Source organism: Spiroplasma endosymbiont of Lariophagus distinguendus (genome assembly GCF_023846195.1).
Lineage (GTDB): Bacteria > Bacillota_I > Bacilli_A > Mycoplasmatales > VBWQ01 > Spiroplasma_E.
Genome location: NZ_JALMUW010000060.1, coordinates 1 through 6,378 on the forward strand (window position 1 = coordinate 1; position 6,378 = coordinate 6,378).

Consider the following 6,378-nt stretch of genomic DNA (forward strand, 5'->3'; position numbering starts at 1 on the left):
CGATATTGACATAATTTTTATCTATTTTTATAAATAATACGGAAACTATTTGCTATTATTTTGCAGTTATTTTTATTAAAATATTAATTTTTAAGAAAAGTTTTAGTAGTAGTTATGCAATTGATAACTTTTTTCTTTTTTTGCTATCATTTTTTTCTGTATTTTCTAATTTACGCTTTTCTTTGTTAACTTCTTCTTTTGTTAATCATTCTTTTACTTTATTAAAATCTGTTTTCTTTTCTTCTGATCAATTTGTATCATCTTCATCTAATATTGCATCTAGGTATATCTTAAAAATTGCTTTTTCATTATCAGATAAATTTTGATCAGTTTGATATTTTTTGAAATTATGGATAGCAGTTACTCGTTGTTCTAAAACATCTTTTTGTAATTCATTAAAATTAGGACAATTTGGAAGTTTTTTAATAGATGTTATAATTTTTGAATCAACATATGATAAATCATCTAACATACTATCTACTTCTTCTTTTATCTCATTATCAAAAAGATAATTTTTATTTTTAAAAGGATTACTATCTATTTTGTTAATATCAGTTAATACATTATTAACCAAATAATTAGTAACTTCTTTTAAGTTATATTTAATAGCTAAAGTTCATCAAGTTAATCCTTCTCTAGTTATATAATTATTATAATTACATTCATTTGTTATTAAAAAATCAATAATCATCATTTCAATTTGATTTTGATTTCTTGGTAATTGATGTAATCAATCAAGTATCATATCTTCAAATTTAAAAGGTTTTTCATTATTTTTATTTTTAATATCAAAATTAATTTCTAAATCACCATTTTCATTTTTTAATAGTAGTGTTCTTATAATTTTTTTATTATTATTTCTAATTGCTCTATGTAATATAGTGTTATTAAACTTATCAATAGGTGTATTAATATCAAAATATTTGCAATTTTCTATTATTTCTAACATATCAAAATTGTTGTTTAGGATTGCTATTTCATAAGGTATATTACCATTATCATCTATTTGATAAAAATTAGTTTTTTTAGTGATAGCAAAATTAATTCTAAAATCAGTTTTATTACCTTCTTTAGCAATAATATGTAAAAGATTTTGTTTTTTATTATTAACACTATTAATATTAAAATGAGAATTATTTTGAAAATCATTAACTAATTCACGAATTTCTTCATTTGTCGGGTATGTATCAGCTTTATTAATTTCTTGTATTAATAATTTGCAAAATGGAGTTTCATTTTGCAAATTTACTAAATTGGGATTAACTTGTGAATTATTAATTAGTTGCTTTCCTATATTTTTAAACTCTCCTCCAAGTTTTGAACATCTAGAATAAAGTAGACACAGAATTGTAACCTTGTGTTAAAAATACTTAAGGAAGGTGTTCATTTTTTTATGGCTAAAATGACTATCAAAAGAAGAAAGTTAAAATAATAAAAATAAGTAAAATTAAAACAATTGATAAACCGCATTAGAGTATGGTATTGGTCGATCATCAATAAAAGAATGAATTAACATATAAATTATTAGGTGAAAAGGTTTGGAATATGGCAATGGAATTCGTGCTAAAAAAACCAAAAGAACTAGGTCGACCTAAATCTTTAAATTTAATACCGAAATGACAAACAAGAATTAATTGAATATATTGAGGCAATGAACGATATAAAGTATTTAGAAAATCGAAAAAAAGAAGAAATATTTTGTGATTTTCTCATTGAAAAAAATATCAGATTAGTTATTTATGTTGATTATTAAATGTTTCAAAATCAGGATATTATAAGTGAATTAAGAATGGAATGAATGAATTTAATAAATGAGATACATTTTTGTGCTAATATAATTAAAAATATTTTTATGAATTTCAAGAAATTTATGGTTATAAATGATAACTTTATGAATTAACAAAATTTATAATTTAAAATTAAAATTTCATATTGTATATAGATATATGAAAATATGAGTTTAAACTAAGGTTCGTATAAAAATTTGATTATAGAACTAAATCAGGAAGTTTAAGATATGATAATTTATTAAAACGTGATTTTTCAACTACTAATTTAAATCAAAAATTAGGTTTGATATAACTTATTTATTAACTAATGGTAAAACATATTATTTATCAATTGTTAAAGATTTTCATAATAATGAAATATTAGATTATAAATAAGTGCAAGTTTAGACATGACATTTGTTGTCCAAAACATTATCCAGCTTTGAGTTAATGCTCAAAACCTACTATGAATTTTACAATCAGATCAAGGATTTCACTATACAAATACTTTATAAAATTTTATGTGATGAATTAAAATAAAATTTAATGTCTAGAAGAGGTAATCCTGTGATAATGGTGCTACTGAAACTTGATTTGGAACAATGAAAACAGAATTTCTATATCAAATTCCAAGAAAAAATAGAACTATTGAATGAATACAAGACAACTTACCTAAATATATTTACTTTTATAATAATTATCGACCAAATAAATTAAAAGGAATGGTCCAATCGAATATCGATTGAAGCTCATTCCAAAAACCAACAAATAATTATTTCATACCTATAAATTTAACACTTACAAACGCTATTTTATAAAATTTAATAAAAGGTTACTTTTATTGTCCACTTTTCTTGACAAGTTCACATTTTCAGTCTACAATATATTGTTTCATAATTGCTAAATGTAAGGGTGAATTTCCTTCAATATCTTGTTGATTTAAAAAATTTTTATCATTTTTTTTAAAATTTATTAATCAATTAATAAGTTTTATTTTATTAGTTGTAAATTCTATTAATTCACTTGAAGTTTCTCAACCTTCCTCATGTGGATCATAGTTATATTCATCTTCTATTTCTGCTCCTTCATCTAAATCTAATAAAAAACTATTATGAAGGGCATTTCTATTGTTATTATCTAAACTAATAACTTCCTCATCACTAATGTTTGGATTATTCATAAAATCTTCAATAATAGAAAATTGAATTCTTTTCTTTTGAAATTGATCAATAAGGTAATTTAATGTTAGCATACTTTTATTTGTTCCTATCTATAATATAAAATTCCTGTTACTTTATTAAAAGTAACAGGAATACAAAAACTTTCTTTAGTTTTACATTTATTTGTATCATAACTTTAAAAAAACCAATACATTTTTCTTAAAATTAAAATTTAGTTTACAATCAGCGTTTATTAACCTTTATATATATCATTTTTAATAATTGACTAGCAATGAAATAAACAATAACAACACCCGCTAAATAAGCATAAAAAATTAAAGGAATTGGTGTTAAACCAATAGTAGCTCCTAATTGTGTATATGGAATACTAATGCCAATAATAGTAATTATAATTGTTGTTAAAAATAGCTGATGAGATGGCATACTTTGAATAAAAGGTACCTTAGAAGTTCGTAATAATTGTACAATTAATGTTTGTGAAGTAACTCCTAAAATAAATCATCCAGTATGAAATAATGATTGTTGATATATGCCAGCAGCACTATTAGGATCTACATTAGCAAAATTGGCAAAGATATGTAAACCATATCCTAAAAATAAAAAGGTGGTTATATCAAATATTGAACTTAGCGGTCCATTCCAGAATGCAAAAGGTAAAATGCTTTTTGCATTTCATTTTTGTGGTTTTTTAATAAAGTCTTCATCAACCCTATCTCAAGGAATTGCTAATTGAGAAATATCATATAATAAATTTTGTAGTAAAATTTGAATTGCCATCATTGGTAAAAAAGGTAACCAAATTGAAGCAATTAAAATACTTAATGAATTACCAAAATTAGAAGAAATAGTAATTTTAATATATTTTAAAATATTACCAAAAGTATTTCTACCGCTGATCACTCCTTGCTCTAAAACATCTAAATCTTTTTCTAATAAAATAATATCAGATGCTTCTTTGGCAATATCAGTAGCACTATTAACAGATATTCCAACATCAGCGTGATGCAAAGCAACAGCATCATTAATACCATCACCTAAAAAGCCAACAGTGTGACCATTTAACTTTAAAATGTCAATAATTCTTGATTTTTGTAATGGATCCATTTTCGCAAAAATAGTAGTTTTATTTACTAATGCTTGTAAATGTTGATCATCCATATCTTCAATGTCACTACCTAATAAAGGAATTCCTGGCTCTAATCCCACCTTTTTACAAATTGCTTTAGTAACAATTTCATTATCACCAGTCAAAATTTTAACATCAATTCCGTGTTGATTAAGAGTTGTTATTGCTTTAATAGCACTAGGTTTAGGTACATCTAAAAAACCTATATATCCTAATAAAACTAAATTAGATTCATCTTCTATTTTAAAAACTGTTTTGTCACTAGCAAAATCTTGATAGCCAATTGCAATTACTCGTAAACCATCATTATTTAATTCCGTACTTAATTTTAAAACATTTTCTTTAATTTTATCAGTTAAGGTAATTACTTTCCCCCCAATTTCAACTTTAGTACAAATTTTTAATATTTCTTCTACTGCTCCTTTGCAAATTAAAGTATTATTAATTTTATCTTTTGAAACTACTATTGACATTCGTCTTCTTATAAAATCAAAAGGTATTTCATCAATTTTACGATAGGGCATTTCAACTATTTTATTATGATGAGCTTTAATGTGTTGGACAATTGTTTTATCAATATTATTTTTTAATCCAGTTTGTAAAGAACTATTTAAATATGCCATTTCTAAAACTTTGTTTGATTCAACACCTTCTGGATCTAAGTGTTTAACTAACTCAATTCTATCCTCAGTTAAAGTACCGGTTTTATCAGTGCATAAAACATCCATTGCACCAAAACTTTGAATACTAGTTAAATTTTTAACAATTACTTTTTTATGTGATAATCTAATTGCACCTTTTGCTAAGTTAGCGCTAACAATCATTGGCAGCATTTCGGGGGTAATACCAACAGCAACTGATATTGAAAATATTAACGCTGTTAAAATATTATTTTTAGTAATTACATTAACAATAAATATTAATGGTACCATTACACACATAAAACCAATAAGAATGTAGGTAACTTTTTTAATACCTTTACTAAAACTAGTAACAGGACGTTTACTAGTTACTGCACTAGCAATTGATCCAAAATAAGTATTAACACCTGATGCAATAACAATAGCAATAGCACCGCCCGAAACAATACTAGTACCCATAAAACATATGTTTTCTAATTCTAGGATACTACTTTTTTTATTATCATCTTTAGTATTAATAGCATGTTTTTCAACAGGAAATGTTTCACCAGTTAGTGCTGATTGATTAATAAATAGATCGGTTGAAACTAAAATTCGAACATCAGCAGGAATCATATCACCAGAAGATAAGAAAATAATATCACCTGGTACTAAATTTTCAATTAATACTTCTTTTGTAAAATTGGCAACACTATTTAAAGCATTAAAATCAATTTTTTTATTTTTATTACTAAATCGAAAAACACTGGCTGTTGTTTCAATTAATTGTCGTAATTTTTCTGAAGATTTATAGGAACGATAATCTTGAAAGTAAGATATAAAAACACTCAAAATAATCATTACTAAAACAATAATAGCACTGTACAAATCAACATTTTTATCAGTATTAGTATCAATAATACTGTAACTAATAAAATTATAGATAACTATTATCATTAAAACAATAATAAAAGGATTAAAAATATTGTGCATTAATTTTTTGTATCAAACAAATCGTTTATGAGAAAAAACATTTTTACCATATTTTTTAAGTCTGTCTTCTACTTCTTCCTTTTTTAATCCGTACATACTACCATCTAATTGTTGGATAACTTCTTCTTTCGATAGTTGCGAAAATTGTTTAAACATGGTTGTTGTTTTTTGTTCTATATGCTTCTTTTTAAAAAATTGCATTATCAACCAACCTTTCTTCAAACGTATAATTTAATTGTATACTAAAATCAAAAGAACTTTATTTTAGTGAATAAAGTTCTTAAAACTACCAAATATTTAAGAATAATATTCTTCTATTTTCAATAAAAAATTTGTATTATTTTTAAATACAAATTATTTATATCAAAAATAGGAGTAAACATCAATGATTTAAAAGGAGTTGAAATATAATTATAAATCTTCTAATCAATTTTCTATATTTATTAATCAAATATGATAGTATTTAGTTAAACTTGATATGAGTTTTTAACCTATTATTTTTAAATAAAAATAATAGTTTTTTATTTAGAAAAATGAAAGGAAATATAAATTAATTATTTTTTAAATAATTAATTTATAAAAGGTAGTTAAAATGACTGAAAAACAGAAAATAGAAATTAATCAACTAAATTTAGAAATTAAAAAATATCATGAATCAATATGAATTCTTATCGACAAATTTAATGAAT

General features: G+C 23.3%; 5 protein-coding genes. 2 read left to right on the forward strand and 3 right to left on the reverse strand.

Annotated features, from left to right (window positions below; translation table 4 throughout):
• Positions 1-112: 112 nt before the first annotated feature.
• Positions 113-1,243, reverse strand: a complete 1,131-nt coding sequence (locus M0D11_RS04955) for an ankyrin repeat domain-containing protein (RefSeq protein ID WP_252320644.1) — start codon at positions 1,241-1,243, stop codon at positions 113-115.
• Positions 1,244-1,545: 302 nt separating this feature from the next.
• On the opposite strand from M0D11_RS04955, the gene M0D11_RS04960 reads away from it, so the two are divergent.
• On the forward strand, positions 1,546-1,833 hold the full coding sequence (locus tag M0D11_RS04960) for a hypothetical protein (RefSeq protein WP_252320646.1): 288 nt from the start codon (positions 1,546-1,548) through the stop codon (positions 1,831-1,833).
• A 538-nt stretch (positions 1,834-2,371) separates the two neighbouring features.
• Positions 2,372-2,587: an IS3 family transposase gene (locus M0D11_RS04965; RefSeq protein ID WP_252320648.1), complete on the forward strand. Its 216-nt coding sequence runs from the start codon at positions 2,372-2,374 to the stop codon at positions 2,585-2,587.
• A 20-nt stretch (positions 2,588-2,607) separates the two neighbouring features.
• Here the strand turns inward: M0D11_RS04965 and M0D11_RS04970 are convergent, their stop codons facing one another.
• A complete protein-coding gene (locus M0D11_RS04970) occupies positions 2,608-3,021 on the reverse strand; it encodes a hypothetical protein (protein WP_252320650.1) in 414 nt (137 codons plus the stop codon).
• A gap of 145 nt (positions 3,022-3,166) precedes the next feature.
• Positions 3,167-5,890: a magnesium-translocating P-type ATPase gene (gene mgtA, locus M0D11_RS04975; protein ID WP_252320652.1), complete on the reverse strand. Its 2,724-nt coding sequence runs from the start codon at positions 5,888-5,890 to the stop codon at positions 3,167-3,169.
• Positions 5,891-6,378 lie beyond the last annotated feature (488 nt).